The 19,056-nt window shown below is 40.2% G+C and carries 12 protein-coding genes; 1 reads left to right on the forward strand and 11 read right to left on the reverse strand.

Annotation, left to right across the window (positions count from 1 at the left end):
• Window positions 1-196: cation transporter (locus RAO94_10825; GenBank protein MDP8322832.1), on the reverse strand; the 196-nt coding region annotated here is incomplete at its 3' end.
• Window positions 197-688: 492 nt separating this feature from the next.
• On the opposite strand from RAO94_10825, the gene clpB reads away from it, so the two are divergent.
• Entirely contained in the window at window positions 689-3,256 is a 2,568-nt protein-coding gene (gene clpB, locus RAO94_10830; GenBank protein MDP8322833.1) for an ATP-dependent chaperone ClpB, read from the forward strand.
• 65 nt (window positions 3,257-3,321) lie between these two features.
• Here clpB and RAO94_10835 read toward each other — a convergent pair whose 3' ends face one another.
• The 10 genes from RAO94_10835 to RAO94_10880 form a co-directional block, all read right to left on the reverse strand.
• On the reverse strand, window positions 3,322-4,131 hold the full coding sequence (locus tag RAO94_10835) for an SUMF1/EgtB/PvdO family nonheme iron enzyme (GenBank protein MDP8322834.1): 810 nt from the start codon (window positions 4,129-4,131) through the stop codon (window positions 3,322-3,324).
• A gap of 342 nt (window positions 4,132-4,473) precedes the next feature.
• On the reverse strand, window positions 4,474-6,609 hold the full coding sequence (locus tag RAO94_10840; protein MDP8322835.1) for a T9SS type A sorting domain-containing protein: 2,136 nt from the start codon (window positions 6,607-6,609) through the stop codon (window positions 4,474-4,476).
• A gap of 424 nt (window positions 6,610-7,033) precedes the next feature.
• Window positions 7,034-8,644 carry a T9SS type A sorting domain-containing protein gene (locus RAO94_10845; protein MDP8322836.1) on the reverse strand — a complete coding sequence of 537 codons (1,611 nt, stop codon included), beginning with the start codon at window positions 8,642-8,644 and terminating at the stop codon, window positions 7,034-7,036.
• Window positions 8,645-8,898: 254 nt separating this feature from the next.
• Window positions 8,899-10,008 (reverse strand): sn-glycerol-3-phosphate ABC transporter ATP-binding protein UgpC, encoded by a 1,110-nt coding sequence (gene ugpC, locus RAO94_10850; GenBank protein ID MDP8322837.1) that lies wholly within the window; start codon window positions 10,006-10,008, stop codon window positions 8,899-8,901.
• 10 nt (window positions 10,009-10,018) lie between these two features.
• Window positions 10,019-13,258: an alpha-amylase family glycosyl hydrolase gene (locus RAO94_10855; GenBank protein MDP8322838.1), complete on the reverse strand. Its 3,240-nt coding sequence runs from the start codon at window positions 13,256-13,258 to the stop codon at window positions 10,019-10,021.
• 18 nt (window positions 13,259-13,276) lie between these two features.
• A complete protein-coding gene (locus tag RAO94_10860) occupies window positions 13,277-14,233 on the reverse strand; it encodes a carboxypeptidase-like regulatory domain-containing protein (protein ID MDP8322839.1) in 957 nt (318 codons plus the stop codon).
• A gap of 10 nt (window positions 14,234-14,243) precedes the next feature.
• Window positions 14,244-14,660: a choice-of-anchor X domain-containing protein gene (locus RAO94_10865; protein ID MDP8322840.1), complete on the reverse strand. Its 417-nt coding sequence runs from the start codon at window positions 14,658-14,660 to the stop codon at window positions 14,244-14,246.
• 9 nt (window positions 14,661-14,669) lie between these two features.
• Window positions 14,670-16,703, reverse strand: coding sequence for a glycogen-binding domain-containing protein (locus RAO94_10870; GenBank protein ID MDP8322841.1), 2,034 nt, complete (start codon window positions 16,701-16,703; stop codon window positions 14,670-14,672).
• 21 nt (window positions 16,704-16,724) lie between these two features.
• Window positions 16,725-18,212 (reverse strand): hypothetical protein, encoded by a 1,488-nt coding sequence (locus tag RAO94_10875; GenBank protein ID MDP8322842.1) that lies wholly within the window; start codon window positions 18,210-18,212, stop codon window positions 16,725-16,727.
• A 3-nt stretch (window positions 18,213-18,215) separates the two neighbouring features.
• A partial coding sequence (locus RAO94_10880; GenBank protein ID MDP8322843.1) for a hypothetical protein occupies window positions 18,216-19,056 on the reverse strand: 841 nt, incomplete at its 5' end.

The following is a 19,056-nucleotide window of genomic DNA, read 5'->3' on the forward strand; positions in this document are numbered from 1 at the left end:
TTACAGAAGAAATGGAATCAGATAAGGTATGCCAGGCATCAGCTATTAAAGCTATGGACAAACTGGCTGCTCCCGCCCAGTATTTTAATGCAAAAAGTAAAATATTGAGCACTATCGAAAGCCAGCCCTCTGTCCGGGCGGCTTTACTTCTGTCATCATCTACTGATCCATACCTTTTTCTCATATAATTTTCCATCTTCTCTTCCTGACTACTTCCTACATTTTTATTTAATATCTTATATATCTCTAATGGAGATACCCAATCTGTCTTTATTAATATCTCTATCTTGTGGTCAATAAAATTATTTCCTGCACCTCATTGTAATTTATTATTTTCACCAGCTTTTATCTCTTACCGGACTATTCCCAACCCTAAGGAGCCACAACTCAACCCGGCATGACATTTTAATGTTATGCCGGGTTGAGTTGTTACTCCTTATATGCTCTTATTTTCCCGGAACACATTATTATGGGTGCTATTACATTATTTATATAGGTTTACCAGTTGGGTTTATGTTTCTTGTTTACGTTGAAGATAGATATTTCGGATAAAAAATTCTGGTTGAGACATAAATTAGCACTCATCGTTATAATCTGCTAATTTTCTCTTGACAAGCTTTTACTTATTAAATAAATTATCAATCGATGATGGGGAGTGCTCCATTTGCGCTCCGCTTAGGAGGATGATATGAATTTAAACAGATTTACGATCAAAGCCAGGGACGCTATTGAGCTGTCTCTGCAGCTTGCCCAGGACAGGCAGCATCAGGAAATGCGTTCACAGCACTTACTGCTGTCACTGGTTCGCATGGATGAAAGCTTCACCAAAGCCCTGCTGCAGAAAAATGGGGTAAATATAGAAAGATTGGAATCTCTAGTAGAAAAGGAACTTGATGAGCTGCCCAGAGTCAGTGGCAGTTATCAAACCGGACTGGGCAATGAGCTTAATACTGTCCTGCAGAAAGCGGATAAAATTTCTAGTCAGTTGCAGGATGAATATATCAGTGTGGAGCATCTATTTCTGGCTATAATTGAACAGGGCAAATTGAGTCGGGAATTAAAAAGTATCCTGCCGGATAAGAATTCCACCCTTGCAGCCTTGAAAGAATTAAGGGGAAATCAAAGGGTGAGTGATGATAATCCGGAAGCTAAGTATCAGGTTCTTGATAAATATACCAGAAACCTGACCCGACTGGCTACGGAAGGTAAACTTGATCCCGTGATAGGTCGTGATGAAGAGATCCGCAGAACTATTCAATCCCTTTCTCGCCGCAGAAAGAATAATCCTGTGCTGATCGGGGAGCCGGGAGTAGGAAAAACGGCTATTGTGGAAGGACTTGCTCGCAGGATCATTAATCAGGATGTGCCGGAAAACCTTAAGAATAAGGAAGTTCTGGAGCTTGATATGGGTTCACTTTTAGCTGGAGCAAAATTCCGGGGTGAGTTTGAAGATCGGCTGAAAGCAGTGCTAAAAGAAGTTGAGAAGGCAGAAGGTCATTATATTCTATTTATAGATGAGATACATACCGTAGTAGGTGCTGGAGCAGCAGAGGGTGCTATTGATGCTTCAAATATGCTCAAGCCGGCATTAGCCAGGGGAAGTCTGCACTGCGTGGGTGCCACTACTCTGGATGAATACCGTAAATACATTGAGAAGGATGCTGCTCTGGAACGTAGATTTCAGCCGGTACATATCAAAGAGCCCAGCGTGACAGATACTATCTCTATCCTGAGAGGGATCAAGGATAAATATGAGGTACATCATGGTGTGCAGATCACTGATAGTGCCTTAGTAAGCGCTGCTACCATGAGTGATCGTTATATCAGCGACCGTTTTCTACCTGATAAGGCAATTGATCTGGTAGATGAAGCCTGTGCACGGTTGCGGATGGAAATAAACTCCAGACCGGAAGAAATTGATGAAACTGAACGTCGGGTACGCCAATTGGAAATAGAGAAATTTTCTCTGGCAAAAGAAAATAATGAGGTAGGCAAACAAAGATTAGCCAAAATAGAAAGTGAACTGGCAGAACTGAAAGAGAAGCTGAATCTACTCACTCTCCGCTGGGAAAATGAAAAGCAGTTGCATCAAAGACTATCATCTCTCAGTGAAGAAATTGAAAGGTTAAAAAGTGAAGCTGATAAGGCAGAAAGAGAAGGTGACCTGGAAAAGGTCGCCCAGCTTAAATATGGTGTGCTTGCCAGTAAACAGCAGGAGCAGGTTGCTCTTAAGCAGGAAATCCAGAAGATACCTGAAGCAGAAAGGTTATTGCATGAAGAAGTTACTGAGGAAAATATCGCTCAGATCGTCTCTAAATGGACAGGTATCCCTGTTACTAAACTGGTGGAAAGTGAACTTAATAAACTGGTTCAAATGGAATCTGCCTTAGGTAAACGCGTGATTGGTCAGGCAGAGGGCATCGCAGCAGTATCAAATGCCATCCGGCGCAGTCGAAGCGGATTAGCTGATATGCAGCGTCCTATTGGTTCTTTCATTTTCATGGGTCCCACTGGAGTAGGTAAAACAGAGCTAGCACGCAGTCTGGCAGAGTATATGTTTGATACTGAAAAGGCAATAATCAGGATCGATATGAGTGAATACATGGAAAAGCATTCTGTATCACGACTGGTTGGAGCTCCTCCCGGATATGTGGGTTATAATGAAGGTGGCTATCTCACTGAAGCAGTACGACGTCAGCCCTACAGCATTATTCTCTTTGATGAGATAGAAAAGGCACATCACGATGTATTTAATATTCTCCTGCAGATACTGGATGAGGGCAGACTTACAGACAGCAAGGGAAGAACAGTGGATTTTAAGAATACCGTGATCATAATGACCTCAAACATTGGTTCACAGCTTATCTATGATCAGGATAAGGGAGAACTGGAAAGCATCCGTCCTCAGTTAATGCAGCTTTTGCAGCAGCATTTCAAGCCGGAATTTCTTAATCGATTGGATGAGATAATCATTTTCCACAGACTGGAAAAGAAGCAGATCAAAAAGATAGTGGAAATCCATCTTGGCTTATTGGAGGATAAACTTGCTGCCCGTAATATCACCCTTGAAATTAGTAAAACTGCCATTGAAGAGATCACTCAACTAGGCTTTGATCCACAATTTGGTGCCCGTCCCCTCAAACGAGTAATTCAGCAAAAACTTGAAAATCCTCTTTCGCTTTTGCTTCTGCAAAATCGAGTCACATCAGGCTCTGTAATTGAAGTAGGAAATGATCTGGAATTGAAAGTAAACTAAAACCTATATTTGGTGATGATAAAATGCCGTCCTTCCTACATGAGAAGAACGGCATTTTCTTTATACTATCCGGCATTTCGTACTACACGCAAGCCTATATAATTACTTCCAAATGGTTCCGATACCGCTCGGAATGTACAGCAGCAAAACTGCATTTCATTATACCAACTGCCACCACGTACTACCCTGAAATAACCTGTTCCTGGCCCTTTGGGGTCAGGATATGGACTTTCCTGGTAATATTCATCGGAATACCAGTCCCAGCACCTTTCCCAAACATTTCCGCTCATATCATATAAACCCAGACTATTAGGTAGTTTCTGCCCAACTTTGTGCGTCTGATTCCCGGAATTTACTCGATACCAGCCTACATCACCAATATTGTCTGCCCCTGCATAATTGAAGGACAAATCACATCCAGCACCTCTGGCAGCATATTCCCATTCTGCCTCAGTGGGAAGACGATAGCCATTTGCTGCCCAGTTGCAGGTGCTGTCTGCCAGATCATAGCAGGGCTGTAGACTCTCTGCTTCGCTTCGGTTATTACAGTACTGCATAGCCTCTTCCCAGCTTACACCAAATACAGGATAATCATTACCAATTCCATAACCTTCATCGGGAATGTAACCCATTACCTGTCGAAATTCTTTTTGAGTAACTTCATATTTTGACATATAGAAAGAACTCACATACGCTAAATGAACCGGTTGCTCATTAAGATTGCTATCTTCTTCACAACAACCCATCTCAAATGCACCTGAAGGGATCAGGATCATTGCCCGATCAATGGAAACTTCATCTGCAGACGTGGTATTTTCATCACATCCTGCCATGAACAAAATAAATATTATCAAGGGTAACCAGAGCTTTTTCATATTTGCCTCCTTGTTAAACTATGTTATCTCATTTATATTTATGTTTGATATTTAATTATTCACTTTGGAATAATGTTAGATATCAATATTTCTGTCAAGACTTTTTATAACAACATCTAAGAACTATATTATCTAGTTAATATAATTCTTTATCATCTTTTTAATACTATCAGTATCAACTGTTCTTTATTCTTGTGCTTTTTTCTCACTTGCCATTTTTCCTCCCATTTAATAAGCTATTGAGTTAAGATGATGTACTCATCAGATTGACTTAAGAGCGGTCATTGCCAACCATGAAAATCTTAAGTCAATCTGCATTCGCATCTTAACTCAATATTTTTATTATTTCATCATGATCATTTTTTTGGTTGTGGAATATCTTTCTGTTTTCACCTGATACAGATACATGCCACTGGCAACCAGATTGCCATTATCATTTTCTCCATTCCAGATAACGCTATGCGTACCCACAGGATATTCATCTGAGAGCAGATTCCTGATCTTCTGACCCTTCATATTGTATATATCGATCTCCACTTCTCCGGCAAACTTGTTCTGGAACATAATATTCGTTTCAGGATTAAAGGGATTGGGATAATTTATACTGTAAATAGGCGTCTCCATAAGTTCAGCATCATTTTCTGTGATGACCTCACCAAAGAAGATCCTTAAAGACCCATACATGAAAGTAGAACCATTATTCATCCCCTGCTCACGGCAGTGATATGACCCATAATCATTATCATCCAGGAAGAATAACGGGAGAATGCCATAGCCATTACCATCATCAATTATCTGTTCCCCGGGATAGATAAAACAGGGGATCATGCAATCCAATTCCGGATCATAGTTTTCGTCAGAACCGCAGGCATTACGGAAAATAGGCTCGCTCCATGTTTCACCCCAGTCAGATGAAACGCAAATAGCAATTTCCGGCTTTGCCAGATAATCATCATAGCCATTCCAGTTCTCATGGGCTGCTGTTGCCTTTGTTCCATCCATCCAGACCATAGCCATCCAGCCAGTATCTTCATTCACGCTCAGATAATATTCGTTGTAATAGAAGCAGGACTCAGTATCCCAGTGAAAAAGTGGCCAGTCCTGTGCCCACTGAGGAAATCCGGTGGTATCATAAGAATCAATTTCACCATCTTCATCAAGATCCCAGGGCTTCATTGGAACACTATCACGGGGATTTGCCCCACCGGGATATACATCAGTAAAACTGAATTCGTGAGTATTCAGGTCAAAAGAAAATACCTTGGGATATACCTGGAACCATCTGGCGTGATAAGTATCTTCTGTGCCGTCATTATAAGTTATCCCCATTGCTCCGGGCCACATTACTTGCGTATTGTCATGTGTAGGCACCAGATTAAAATATCCGGAATGCATGATCTGCTGCTTAACCTCTGGATATGGTACTGTGGGACTGTTTTGCAGATTGGAATAAAGGTAGCATGTCTCACCCGTAGCATCATTATAGAATGATGGATTTTCCTCTTCAAATTCCCAATCCTGATAATATTCTTCCCACTCACCTTCACCATAATTCTCATTGATAAAACAGAACATCTGATCAGGTTCGTCCGAATTATCTGCGGGGACCTTATAACCCATGAAGATAAGCTTATTTTCTATCACTGTGAATGCCTTAAATGAGCGATACCAGGCTGGCTGCTCAGAATTCCAGTTATCCATTGTGGGGATTGTAGTATAATTCCAGTCCAGATCACTTTGCAGATTAAGGTCTTCTACAGAAAAATCTGCATAGCAGATCATCACGTTTTCCGAAGGGTAGCCATTCTCACCGTCAGAATCGTTATGATTGCTGGCTATCAGATACACCCTCTGCTTCCCTGCTATGGGAGAAGTACCGATCTTGATCTCGGGCCAGATGAATTCATCATTCTCAGTAGGATCATATTCATCCATTTCATCAGAATTGATCACCGTGATCTCCGGGTCTTTCCACAAACCGGGTTCATAGAGCACATGATATAGATCATAATTCATCATGCAATCAATGGTTTGATCTTCCATAACAGGTACATGCCAGCAACTGAATACATCTCCCGTCTGCTGATCTACCTCTGCATCACAATATGCTCCTGAATTGCCCGTTCCTGAAGTTGCCTGCATATTTCCGTCTGCATCAATATAACTAAAACACACTTCACTATAACCACCCGGATCCATCACCCGGTACATGATATAGATACCTCCACCTAATTCCTCAGGCTGATAGGCAATAGGCACCTGGTTATAGCATTGAAAGTAATCTGCATAATTGGTCATTAATTCCATGGGTACAGTTTCCCATTCAGAATAGGGATTTTCCCTTGTTGATGCTTGATTTACTGATTCATTTACATTAGTTAGATCTGCCGTGAACCTGTGATTATCTGCTTTAAATTCTTCTGCTCCTGCCAATAGCACAAATAGAAGTATCAAAGTAATTACTAAACATTTCTTCATAACTGCCTCCTGTAATATCTGTCATAGTTTAGTATATTGCAGAAAGCGTACCAAAGATTTTAGTGAATAATCTATATCCTACCTAACGGTTTTATTATTAATTATTTATATTAGTAGTTTACGCTATTTGTTTCATTTTCATCCGGATTGAATACTTATCATATTGATAATGATAAATCCCGTCTTTTATGCTTTTGATAATGTCAATAATACCTGTAAAATTCTCATATGTAGGGTAATTTAATAACAGCCCATACCACATACAGAGCCAAAATATCCCTTACAGGGAAAATAAAATGTTGGGATTGAGTTGTTTTTCTACAAATAACAAACCCCTACAGGGTAAGAAATAAATCCTACCTCGTAGAGGTTATTTAATTGTAGAATAATATCTACACTAAAAAATATGATTACCCCGTAGGGGTTATTTAAGCAGCAGCATCTTATGTGTCTGCTGCCATTCACCTGCTTTTACTTTGGCAAAATATAAACCTGAAGCTACTTTTTCACCTGATTCATTCTTTCCATCCCAGACAATTGAACCAGTTCCTGTGATGCCTGAATAGGTTTTCACGAGCTGTCCCTTGAAATTATAAATGCTTAACACACCTTCATCCTGCACCGGGATTTGATAAGCAATTTTTGTCTCTGGATTAAATGGGTTGGGATAATTAACCAGTCCACTTTGATCAGGAGTGATCACATCATTATCTTCCCCTGTAGTAGGACCCATCACTCCATAAACGCACCAGGCAGTTTGGAACATTTCAGATTCATCCAGCGTTACTGAGTGATTTTCATCAAATCCTGCTTCCAGATCCTGTAAGTCAATGGCAAATTTAAATCCCAGATAACGGTAAGCCCCTTCATTAAACGTGATGTCAATTGTCCAGGTAGTGCCTTCATGCAAAGTAAGCATGTAGTTATTAGCAGCAAAATCCCAGTCCAGGGGTGCTACATTTCCGCACACCGAAAGAGTATCAAACACTGTATCTTCCATATCTACATAGATCGTGAGCATCATGGTTTGTTCCAGATAGTCATCAGGATTCATATTATTGAAATAATCCACTGGTAATATCTGCTCGGTAACACTGTCATCTAGCACAAAACTACGGTTTTCTATATCTTCATATACTGCATCGTTTAAATACTTATATTGTTCATTGATAGGTGAGCCAGAGGGTAGTAAAATATCTATTGTATAAATACCATCCATATCATCATCAGACATTGTCTCCCCTGGAACAGTCCAGCTATTGAATGAACCAGCGATTGATACTTCTCCCACAGTTGTCACCAGGTTCATATCAACCTGAAAAGTAACAGTAACATCCTGCCCACTGCCAGGATCAATTACATAGTCTGTCTGACCGCTCACGTTTCCTTCATCATCAATAGTATATTCCAGGTCATCTCCCTCGATCAGCCAGATTCCCCACTGTGAGCCGTCATCTTCTATCGCACCCCAGGTATGGGTGCCATTAGGAATATCTTCCACCAGCACAGTCCAGACATGATCTCCGGCAACTTCATCAGGTGCCACGCCATCATCTGTCATCTGGTACAATACCCATTCATTAAAGGAACTCTTGAAGTTAATGTCCAGATAGTTCTCTGTACCATCAGCTATCGTAAAGACGACATCAGCAAAGACACTGGGCATCTCTTCATCATTATACCAGTGATCCACAATATTCTCTCCGGCAACCACCGTGTAGGAACGATCAGCTCCACCACCTGGAAATTCGGAAGTACCCCAGTTACTATTGATCCTGAATTTGTATGCGCAAACAAATCCCACTTCAAGATCAATAACCGTCATTGAGTAAATCCCGTCTGCATCGAGGTCTTCTCCTATCATAGGAATATCACCCCAGCCATTAAAATTTCCTGCCACATCAACAGAATCTACTTCAACATCAAAATTACCTAATGATATCTGATAGTTCATATTTACATTAAATGTCACATCTTCTGCCCATAAAAAAAGTGCTGCTCCCATAATTATCAATAAGGTCAATATTCTCTTCATAATCACCTCCATTATTTGCTTTATTAGCCTTTCATTTCTTCAATTATCCAAGATAATCTATATCTATCCTGTTGTCAAATAATAATGATGAATTTATGAAAGTCTTTTTTAGTAAACGGAGTGAACGGAGTGGACATCGCTTAAGATACCTGCAGAAATGGAATTGAATTCCATATCTGTCGGGGTTTGATCGCTTTCAGGAAAAAGTTATGCAGATTGGGAGTGGGACTCCCAATCTGCATAGAAAATCTAATCTATAATTCGGTGCGAATTAGATCATCACTATAATTAATGCACTCTTCGGTTGCTTTATCAAAGAAATGGAGATGCAGATCTTTGAAAGCAATATTAACTACATCATCCGGTTTTAAGGGAAGTCTTTCTTCCAGACGCATCAGGATGTGACTATCCCCTACTGCCAGATAGATAATTATCTCATTACCCATGGGCTCCACGACTTCAACAATTGCCTCTGTGGCTGCTTGCGGATCAATGTAGAGATTTTCCGGGCGTACTCCCAGGATCACAGGTTTTTGAATATAAGGCTGTAATTCCTGCTGATATTCTGCTGGGATCGGGATATTGATGCCCTTTGCTGCGAAACTGATGGTATCATCTGAGGTGATATTCCCGGAAATCATGTTCATGCCAGGGCTGCCGATAAATCCGGCAACGAATAAATTTTTGGGATGATCATAAAGATTGAGAGGAGTATCACACTGCTGGATAATGCCGTCATTAAGGACTGTGATCCGATCTCCCATGGTCATGGCTTCCACCTGGTCATGAGTTACATAGATGATGGTGGTATCAAGCTTTTTGTGCAATCTACTGATCTCAGCGCGCATCAGAATCCTGAGTTTTGCATCCAGATTAGAAAGCGGTTCATCAAAGAGAAACACCTGGGGTTTACGGACAATTGCTCTGCCTAAGGCAACTCTTTGTCTCTGACCACCGGAAAGCTGCTTGGGTTTGCGATCCAGATATTCTTCCAAACCAAGAATAGAGGCAGTTTGGTGCACCTGGGCATCAATCTGTTCTTTGGGTATTTTCCGCAGTTTAAGCCCGTAAGCCATATTCTGATATACCGTCATGTGAGGATATAGGGCATAATTCTGGAAAACCATGGCAATATCGCGGTCTTTGGGCTGCAATTCATTCACAACTCTATCACCAATGCTGATCTCTCCCTCAGTGATCTCTTCCAGACCAGCGATCATTCTGAGGATAGTAGATTTTCCACAACCTGAGGGACCAACCAGCACCATGAATTCCTTATCCTTGATCTTTAGACTGATATCTTTAACTACGTGAACTTTTTGATCATAAACTTTGTTTATTTTATCTAAAATGACCTGCGCCATAGCAGCTCCTTTACTTTAATATATAACCGGTATATGGTGCAGCATTAACCGTGATCACACCATTATTAACCTGATAATTAACTCCATCAATCTGATTGATGAGAGAGCGCATATCAGTATCCACTGGCAGTTCAATTACTTTTTCCGCACTATCATTATTGATAATTACGAATACTTTGTTATCATTATATTCCCTTTCATAGGAATAGATCATACCATCGGTGAGCAGGGTTTTGAAAGTACCACGTCTGAGAGCGATGTTATCCTTACGTATCTGGATGATTTTCTGGTAGTAATTAAGGAGAGCAACTGCTTTGGGATCATCACGATATTTCCAGTTAAAAGGTCTACGGCAATCAGGATCATGCTTACCCATCATGGCAATCTCATCACCATACCAGATATGGGGAGCGCCCACATAGGTCATTTCAAACAGAGATGCCAGCTTTAAAGTGGATATATCACCACCAGCGGCTTCCAGATAGCGGACAGTGTCATGACTGTCTATAAGATTCATCATGGTTTGAGCAGCCTGGGTAGGATAGCTGAGTCTGCCGGGTTTCAGGTCACGATCAAAGGTTTTAGCTGTGCACTGTCTCATATTAAAGAATCTTTGCACGGGATCTTTGAAATAGGCATAATTCATCACGGAATCAAAATAATCATTATTAACCCAATCTACAGCATTGCTCCAGAGCTCGCCCACCAGCCAGGCATCAGGCTTAAGTGATTTCACGCGTTCTCGGAATAATTTCCAAAACCAGAAAGGAACTTCATTAGGAACATCAAGGCGGAAGCCATCTATATCCATTTCACTAATCCAGAAATCAGCTACATCAAGGACATAATTAACCACTGGCATATTAGGATGCGCAAGAGTCATATCTTTAATGCTGTTTTCTTCGGGATTAGCCAGGGTAAGGTCATAATTAAGGTTTGGCATTTCACCAAAACCCCACCAGCATTCATAATAATCGCTGGGAGTATAACTCCCTGTCTTTGGCAGAGGGCATTTTTTCCATTCATACCACTGCCAGTAATCAGAATCTTCACATTTTTCTGCAGCATCAGTGAAAGCCCGGAAGGTTTCACCAGTATGATTAAAGGCGCAATCGATGATCACCTTGAGACCTTTGGCATGACAATCAGCCACGAAGTCTTTGAATTCATCATTTGTACCAAAATGGGGATCTATCATCATATAATCCGCTGCATCATATTTATGATTTGATTTCGCCTGGAAGAGCGGATTGAAGTAAATTATGGTAATACCCAGATCAACCAGGTAATCAAGTTTCTGAGCAATTCCGGCAATATCACCACCATAATAGCTGTTATATTCGGGCTGATAGCCATCATTATCAGGATGATGATAAGGACTCTTTGTTAACCCGGAAATATCATACCAGTCTTCAATAAGATGATAATAGGGTTTGTATTTAGGTAATAATTTTCCTGGAGCTGGAGGAGATTTCACATCGTCATAATACCATTCAGAAAAATCAGGATCATTAGCCTTGTCACCATTGGCAAAGCGTTCGGGGAATATCTGATATATAATGCCATCCTTCACCCAGTCCGGAGTGTAGAAAGGATCTATATCACCGGGAGCATAGAAGAACTCATTATATTCTTCTGAAAAGCCGTTAAGAGCCATATACCACACTTTATCACCATCATGGTAACTAAAGGCATAATTAAAATTCGTGATGCTCTGGGGCATTATATAATTGAATTGATAATATTCATAGCTGTTATCAGTTGTGATCAATTCCATCGGGTGCTCTACTGCATCTATGATAATATTAACACTTTCCAGATCCCCTTTATGCACTCTGACCTTAAATTCAAAATCATGCTGACTGAGAGGATTTATGATCTGAATATTCTGTCCATAAGGTAAGCCGTAAGTGAGGAATTCACCATCTCCTTTATTGATAATAATAGATGGGTATTTTTCATCAACAACTATGATAGAATTTTGACCACCAAAGCCATCTTCTTCAAATTTATCAGCATTCTGGTCTGTTAGCCAGTTCATTCCATCAACCACGAATTTATAGGAATATTCTCCATTTTTAAGCAATTTAGTTACTTCATAAAGGCCGTCACCATCAGCATCAGTCATCATATCAGCTTTTTGATTCCAGTCATTAAGTGAGCCGGCAAGGTAAACTTCTTTTACGGTACTTGAAGGTTCATATCTAAAAGTAACCTTTCTGAGGGCATCAATCTCAGCCTTATTACCGGCAAACACAATGGAATTCTGTCCACCATATCCATCACCCACAAATTCCTCAGCATTCTCATCAGAAACCCAGGTTCCATCTACTACGAATTTATAGCCATATTTGCCAACTTTCAATTTCAAAATAGTTGTATAAATACCATTATCTTCGTCCAGGGGAGTAGCGGTTGGTGACCAGTTATTGAAATCACCAGCCAGAAATACATTCTTTTTCCCGCCTGTGAGAGGCTGATAGGTGAATGTAACAGGAATATTTCCTTCAGAATTATTCGATTCAACTGCAGGTTCAGTTTTTGGAGCAGCTTTAATTTTTGCTGCAGGATCCTTTCCAACATTGATCACAGAATTAGTGCCACCATAACCATCATCGATAGTTTCAGCAGCATTTTCATCAGTGATCCAATTACCATCAACAATGAATTTATAGGCATATTGCCCCTCTTTGAGATCAAGGCTTAATTCATAATCAGTGCCATTCCACTTCATCTCATTAGCATCTGTAGCCCAGTTATTGAAATCACCTGCCACATATACTGCACCAGCTTCTGATTCAGGAGTGTATTTGAAATTTGCTGTGTAAGTGTCTTGACCCACTTTGGTTTCTTGAGTTCCACTCCCAACGTTTACTACAGAATTTGTCCCGCCATAACCATCTTCAACCGTTTCAGGATTATCGGGATCCGTTTTCCAGTCAGTGCCATTGACCACGAATTTATACATGTAACTACCAGGATCCAGATTCATTTCAATCTGCCAGACATCACCCTTTTTTGTCATAGGATTTGCCTGAGTATCCCAGCCATTGAAATCACCGGCCAGGCTTACAGATGATGCCAAAGCATCTTTATAAGTAAATTTGATTCCAGAAGCAGCCTGTTTTGAGGAATCATCAGATTTGCTTAGTGCTGCTGTGTTGCTACCTCCAGACATTCCCAGAACCGCACATGAAGAAATTAGTGCCAGAACTAATAATAACAACAGACTATAAATTATTTTTTTCATATATCCTCCAAAAGATAATTAATATCCAATCGTAAATACTTCAAAGAAAGTGCCTTCAAAGGCTCCCGAACCCTGAGGAATGGCATCATCAGCGAAATAGGCGTCACCACCACCACCGATATAGGCAACCAGAGAAATAGAAGAATGAGGAGCGCCATTATATAGTTCAGATAGAGATATGGCAAATTCAAGGACAGAACCATTTAAGGAAATGATCACATCTTCCAGAGCTGCTTCATCTACCTGAGAGGGATTTTCCAGAGATACAATAGCTGCATCAGCAAGTGCCCAGCCAGAGCAGAAGGCAATATCTGCCCCAAAATCATCAGGAGCGGTTATATTCTTTCTGATCCTTCCACCAATATCTCCACCATCAACAATACTGAAATCATTTATTCCAGTATCACCGCTGCTATCCTTATCTATCCCCATACACACCGTGTTATCTGAAGGAGAAAACTCACCTGTGATTGCCACGTAAAGATATTCTTCATCATAAGACAGATAGAGAGCATAAAAATCATTGGGACCCCAACCGCTTACATGATCCTGAGTATAAACAGGCTCCCAGCCGGCATCAATTGCACCATCTACGATGCGGGTCTGCTGATCCATTGTGCTCATACCTTCAAGTGTCACTGTATCAGCCGTCACAATTTCATTATTGATCAATACAATTGCAAACATTGCACTGGCAAAACCTTCAGTACTGATCGAGACGAAATATGTGCCAGACGCTAGATTTTCGATCAGATAGTATCCCAGAGTATCAGTCATGGTTTCAGCAAGCTGCACATTATCACGTGAAACCATTACCTGAGCGGATAATGTATCTGGAGAGTTATCCTGAAAAGTAACATATCCTTCCAAAGCAGTATTGTGGTCAAACACAATTTCTGTGGAACTGTCGTCACATCCGGTAAACATCAGCAGGATAAAAGCGCATCCAATTATTAATAAATTTATCTTTTTCATATTTCCTCCGTTATTTAACTATTAAAACTGAATTTTTCCCGCCGTAGCCGTCATCAGTGCCTTCTACAGCATTAGGATCAGTCACCCAGGTATTTCTATCGATTACGTATTTGTATTCATATCTACCGGGGGCAAGATCTTTGATAAGCGTCCAGATGCCATCACCAGCAACTTCATCTCCGTGTGTGCCATCATCATACATCTGCCCCAGGCGATCATCAAATCTGCCACTGCTGCTGCCAGTACCTACCCAGAGATTATCCGGGAAATCACCAGCAAGATTAACCTGACGTGCTGAGGCGGCATCATGCATAAAGACAATTCCGCCTTTTACCGGATGAGGCGGGGGAAGCCGCTTCTTGATGATATTCATGGAACAGGCAGAAATGATCAAGAGAACTAATATTATTATAAGATATTTTTTCATAATAACTCCTTAGAACTTGATAACAGCTTCCAGGGATATTCTGTCATCCTTTGAAAGTGCATCCTCTGCCTGACGGATCTTTTCGCCAAATTCATAATAAGTGTTATGCAGATAGCCATCCAGTTCACTGTATTCTTCCAGATACTCAAATCTGCCACCATTATAGAATTCATCTGTAACATCATTGATCACATCAGGGCTTACGCCATAACTGAGCGCTATCCAGACATTATCCTTTAAATGATACTTCAAGGCAGCGTATAGATCTACAAATACATCTTCATCATTCCCAAAATCTGTTATAAGACCCAGGAAATCACTATTATACATGGGAATACGGGTATCTGTGCAGATTTTCCAGTGACTGCTGATATCATAATTAAGCCGCACAAAGTTTTCTATCAGCTGAGGACTAAAGAAGAAATCAATCTGGGCAATATTTACTTCGTATTCGGCATTCAGCTTCCACCAGTCATAACTTAATTTCAGGTTCCACAATAAACCGGTTTCATATCCCATCAGCAAATATTGGGCAAAATCAAGTTCGTTATAGGTTTGATACCATTTGCCATTGCCATCAGTGCGTTCCATAAAACGGTAATAATCATTCCAGGAGGCAACGCTGTCAGGATATTCTGTCTGCCAGCGTTTAAAGCCAGCTTCTACTTTCAGGTTATCTTTCTCGAAACTGGCATTTAAAGCGAATTTGCTTCGTTTGAATTCTGCTTCACTTACTACAGTAGATGGTAGAACCAGTACTGTATCAGGAAATTCTTCATAATGAAGGTTTACAGTATTCCATTGGAAAAATCCGCCTAAAGTAAGAGCTTGGGGAAATTTCATCTTCCAGCAGAAATGATCCTTAGTACCATCCTGCCAGACGAATTCTTTTTCCGTTATGAAATTGGAATCTCCAAAATCACGATATTCTTTATTATTTTCAAAGTCATAATGCTCATAGGCAAGAGAAAAGTCCATACTACCCTGCCAGCCCGGTTGTGAATAAGTAGAAGTTAATTTTGCGTCAATCTCCCAGATAGGATTTTTATCAACAATATCTCCTGAATAGGATAATGAATCATTAAATGTGTGGTTATACTGGCTATTTACGCGGCTGTTATAAAAGGAGCTGCCCAGCCATATTTTATTCATAAAAACCGATGTCAAAAAATCATATCCCAGCTGGATCCGTGCGGCTTCCACATCACGTTCTGCATCTCCAATCTGGTCAGCTGCAAAGGCTTCCAGCTTGATATCTATGGGAAGATGACTTAAATAAGCGATCTTATTATTGCCGGTAAAGAATTTTACACCCCTGTAACCATATCCAAAATTGTAGTTATATAATCCCTGCCCCCCAACTATCTGGAGCGGGTCATTAAAACTGACTTCACCCACATTATCAAAAGCATAAATATTCAAATAATCAGCATCAAGATGCATATAGGTTCGCTTATAATTGAGATGCGTCTTCCACATTTCCACACCTTCAGTGGTATTATTAATATTCAGAACTGTATATCCTTCCATATTTTCATTTAATTTCACCAGGATACCAAGATTGAGGTCATGATAAGGTTTATCAAGCAAATATCGGCTGGTATCACCTTTTTTCATGTTATTGAGCACGTAATAGCGACCATCAAAATATACTTTGGGATTTACTGCAGAAGGTTTTTTTGCTACCTGAACATCTTTGGTAACCATACCACCAGTCGCCACATCCACTAAAGAATTAGACCCGCCATAACCATCTTCTGCTGCGTTTGGATTATCATCATCTACCAGCCAGTTACCATCCACCACATATTTATACATATGGCTTCCTTCCGGTAATGCTATCACGATCTTCCAATTGCCATCAGCATCTTTGACCATCGGGTTTGCAGTTGTGTTCCAGTCATTAAAACTTCCTGCTACTGTTACTGAACCTGCATCAGGGGCATAATAACTGAATTCTATACCGTCATTGAGCTCTTTCACACTACTGAACAGTAAACAAGTGGAAAGTAAAACAACAAATAATATTAATTTCTTTTTCATATATTTCTCCTACCTGTATTCTTAAAACCAGCTCTTAACTATCAGCTTAATTTCGTCTTCCATCTCTCCAGCTGAGGTGAATCCATAATCATTCACAAGTCCATATTGTCCCCACCAGCTTGGTCCATACTGGATATAAGCTTCAGTATTTCCACCAACCTTGTAACTTACTTCACCAAATACACTAAATCGTGAACCTGCGCGGTCATTTGCTACCATTCCTCTTGAGAATAACTTCCAGCGTTCTGTGAGATTCACGCTGCATTCAATACCCCAGATCTGCTTTTCTTCGGTTTCACCCATATCCTTGATCTTGAATTGAGTAAGCAGTTTTGCCAGTCTGTTTTCAACTTGCAATTCAGTGAAAAAGTCATAGTGCTTTTTATCATTTCCCTGCCATTCTACATCCTTTTTATTGAAATAGATCTTCCACTTGAAACCATTGATAAATTCTATATATGCTTCTGTATAGAGGTTTTTTTCTGGATTATAGCTGATAACCTCCTGATCGTCAATGATCAGAGAATCAGGAACAATTTTCTGACTTTCAGAGTAATTACAGGTAATTGTAATCGCTCTTTGGGGAACCAGATAATAGGAATTCAACGACCAGCCATATTTATTTTTATCATTATTTCCCATTTTATTTATATAGCTGTCACCATAGAAATAACCTCCCGGTGTAACAGCCAGATAACCCAATTTATAGCTGCCGGTCTTGAACCCGGATACTTCCAGCTTAGATGCCAGATTCTGCTTGAAAATATCTTCCCAGTCTCCGCTGTGCTGATATTCATCAAGCTTATCAACAACTTCCTGATCCGAAGGCTCATCAGTTCCTGCCAATTCCCAGGAGATATAATAATTTTGCCATTGATAGCGAAGGTCTCCAGCCAGAACCATGTTATAGTCTTTTGCTCCTCCGGAAGCATCATTCTTGCGCTGATAGGTAAAACCTAACCTGATATTATTATCAAATAGAGCTTGACGAAATCTTCCAAGGTGCACATCATCACCACCGTCAGAAGAAAAATCTGAGACAATGTAAGTGAGACTCGAATTTGGTGACCAGAAGTCCCACCGAGCACCTTGACCATTGCCACCACTATTCACCGAACCAGTATTCAATATATCAAGCATAGATCCATCCAGCCAGTATCTACCACCTTCACGGGTGAATAATATTGATTCAAATCCATAGCCGGTCTTTTCCTGTCTGAAAAGTGCATGACCTTCCGTAAGTACTGCCAGAGCAGATTTTCCACTTTTGTATTGATCATTATCCTTATCTGAGTAGAATTTAAAGAAGACATTGGTTCCAGGTACGGGGTCAGTATTAAATCTGCCTTCAAAAGTTATATTCGGATCCCAGATATTCCAGTTAAATTCATCAGCTTTATAGACAGCTCTATATTGACCTTCCAGATATCCCTCAAAAGATATTGGTCCCGAATAAAGCTGACCAGCACAGAATAATAATAAACTAAAAATTAATATTAATTTCTTCATATGCTACTTCTCTTTATATTTGAGGGTTAAACCAAATCTATAAGTCGTCCCCAGTTCTTCATGTGCTTTCAGTCCAAAATCAAATCCCCACCAGTCTGATTTCAAACCAAATCCCATCGTGAGATATTGATCATCAAATCCCAGGCGCGGAGCGAAAGTGTCATAAAACCAAAGCTCGATCCCGATCCTGAAATAATTGTTTTCCGGTGTGATCTCATAATCAGTAGTCAGATTCAAGAGATTCTGCCATTTAAATGCCATTCCTATTAATTGTGAACTTTCAATTTTATCCTTTTCCCCATCCAATCGGGTTATATTCCTGCTGCTATAGGCAATATGAAAGCCATTTATCTTATATATAGCACCCAGATCAAAATCAATAGGACTATCAAGCTCTACATCGGCTTCTTCTCCGGACACAATGAAATATTTGCCATTTATTCCTACATTCAATTGTCCACTTTTTAGCTGGAAACTTCGAGCCATATTCAGATAGAAAATATCCTCATAATATACATCCAGCAGATTAACCTGCTGAGTAGCCATACTGAAGGCATAACCTTTCCAGGGAACTACTGCTGTGAGATTCAAGTTCAGCAGGTCTGAAATACCATACTGATTCTGATATGATATTCCCAACACATTATAATCAAATCCTGCTACTCCAGCTGGATTATAAAAAATACTTTCTGCTCCTTCACCTAAAGCTGAATAAGCATTTCCCATTCCCAGCGAACGGGTTCCATTATTCATCCCGCTGAAATCACTCCATAAAAAAGAGAGCATCGAGATAATAAAGCATAATATTATAGTTTTCTTCATCTGCCATCCTACTTCACAACCG

This window comes from Candidatus Stygibacter australis, from assembly GCA_030765845.1.
Taxonomy (GTDB): Bacteria; Cloacimonadota; Cloacimonadia; order Cloacimonadales; family TCS61; genus Stygibacter; species Stygibacter australis.